Raw genomic sequence first — 1,695 nt, forward strand, 5'->3', positions numbered from 1 at the left:
TCCCATGTCTTCGGTGAAGTCTTGGTAATCTTTTTTCAACGACCATTGCTGCTGATCACTGCCGTTGAGCCGGCTCGCTATGCTCTCCCTACCCCTGGTTTGCAGCCAATCACTAAACTTTCGTTGATTGCTGGCCAGTCTCCAGACGACTCTCCTCTTGGAAGTCGAGGCCGATCCGAGCTTGCTCAGCTCTTCGTTGGCCAAGGCATCAATCATGAGGGCGTCGTCGGGATAAGGATGATGCTGTTTCAACTGCGACTCAGCGCCTAGATACTGCCGCAGCCGATCGAGACTCACGTTTATTTTTACTTCAACGTTAGTAGTAAATTCCCTAAAATCGTCCTTCAACGACCGTTGCTGCTCATCACTGCCAGTCAGGCGACTGCTTATGCTCCCCCGACCATTCTTTCGGAGCCAATTACTAAACCTCCGTTGATTGCTGGCCAGATTCAAGACGCCTTTCCTCTTGGAAGTCGAGTCCGGTCCGAGCTTGCTCAGCTCTTCATTGGCGAAGCCATCAATCATGCGGGTGTCGTCGGGATAAGGATCATGCTGTTTCAACTGCGACTCGGCGCCTAGATACTGTCGCAGCCGATCGAAACCCACGCTTATTTTTACTTCAACGTTAGTAGTAAATTCCCTAAAATCGTCCTTCAACGACCGTTGCTGCTCATCACTGCCAGTCAGGCGACTGCTTATGCTCCCCCGACCATTCTTTTGGAGCCAATCACTAAACCTCCGTTGATTTATCGCCATATTCTGGACAACTTTCCTCTTGGAAGTCGAGTCCGGTCCGAGCTTGCTCAGCTCTTCGTTGGCCAAGCCATCAATCATGAGGGCGTCGTCGGGATAAGGATTATGCTGTTTCAACTGGGACTCGGCGCCTAGATACTGCCGCAGCCGATCTAAACTCACGACCACTTTTCCCTCGGCCTCGGTAAATTTCCTAAAATCCTCCTGCAACGACCGTTGCTGCTGATCAGTACCCGTGAGTCGGCTGACTATGCTCCCCCTACCCTCCCTTTTGAGCCAATCGCTAAACTTTCGTTGGTTACTGGCATTTTTCTGAGAAATCGAGACCGGTCCGAACTTACTCAGCTCTTCCTTGGCCAAGCTATCAATGACGCGGGCGTCATCGGGATAGGGATCATGAATTCGGCGGCCCATCAGGCGCGGCCCAGCTCCAACGGCTTGGAGTTCTTGCCCCTCAGGTCCGAGCCTCCTGAAATGAGACAGCGCTGAGTTAAGACGGTTCTGATCGTCCTCACCGCTTGCCCAATAATCCGCGATATCAACGGCTAGTGAATCTGGATCGTTTAAAAACCGAGAAGCCATCGAATCTCTGTTTGCTGCTCGGAGCCAACGAGCGAACCTCCTAAGAATCCCTAAATTGTTCTCGACGGTAGCCTCGGGAACCCTTCCGTCCCCTCGGCCGATGCTACCGTCGGGTAGAATTTCATAGCCTCGGACTGCTTCCGCGAACTGGTTGATGCGGGTCTCGTCATCGGGATGCATGTCCCGGTCGGCGGGGCGACCACGCTTGGCGCCGACGCGAACCTTGGTTGAGGCCACGTGAGTCTCCGTTGCGGCATCGACGTCTTGCTGCCCCGAACCCCTCTCCGGCGCCAGCGACTGCGGCGTCACTCGCATCGAACCGCCCACGGATCTGCGACGCGGCACACGGTCGCCGGCGTC

Annotated in this window: 1 pseudogene; it reads right to left on the reverse strand. The window is 54.6% G+C overall.

Annotated elements, in window-relative coordinates:
• Nucleotides 1-1,572: pseudogene (locus tag EFQ99_RS34780) on the reverse strand (Ulp1 family isopeptidase); the annotation flags it as partial.
• Nucleotides 1,573-1,695: the final 123 nt, after the last annotated feature.

Origin of the sequence: Rhizobium vallis (assembly GCF_003985155.1) — a bacterium.
Classification (GTDB): domain Bacteria; phylum Pseudomonadota; class Alphaproteobacteria; order Rhizobiales; family Rhizobiaceae; genus Rhizobium; species Rhizobium vallis.